This is a genomic window from Erwinia sp. MYb416 (genome assembly GCF_037479575.1).
Taxonomy (GTDB): domain Bacteria; phylum Pseudomonadota; class Gammaproteobacteria; order Enterobacterales; family Enterobacteriaceae; genus Erwinia; species Erwinia rhapontici.
The window spans coordinates 1-346 of record NZ_JBBGYT010000299.1; the positions used below are offsets into that span (position 1 = coordinate 1).

General features: G+C 48.6%; 1 protein-coding gene. It reads right to left on the bottom strand.

Features of this window, described 5'->3' with window-relative positions:
* A partial coding sequence (locus WH277_RS02690) for a HipA domain-containing protein (protein ID WP_339504264.1) occupies positions 1-332 on the bottom strand: 332 nt, incomplete at its 3' end.
* Positions 333-346 lie beyond the last annotated feature (14 nt).

Genomic DNA, 346 nt, shown 5'->3' on the forward strand with positions numbered 1-346 from the left:
TTATAGCTGTAGGCCAGGTCGTAGGCAGGGGCCAGCGACCACCGATTATCTTTGAGTAAGAAGGCGAAATTTTTAGCATGGTCGTCATGATTGCGGGCCACAATGTTGAACACCATTCTACGGAAAATTTGTTCAGCCTCGATGGCGGACAAGCGCAAGTCTCTCGCCACAGCGAAAATTTCAGCGTAAGAAAACGATCCCGGCTGTTTGTAATCGACATGCGCCAGACCGTTTAAGGTCTGAACATGAATTTTTTCATTTCCTTTACGATCAAAGCGCTGGGTGACAAAGTGACGCCTTGCACCTTCGTTGATTAACTGGCACGGCATCATGTTCACACCGCAGC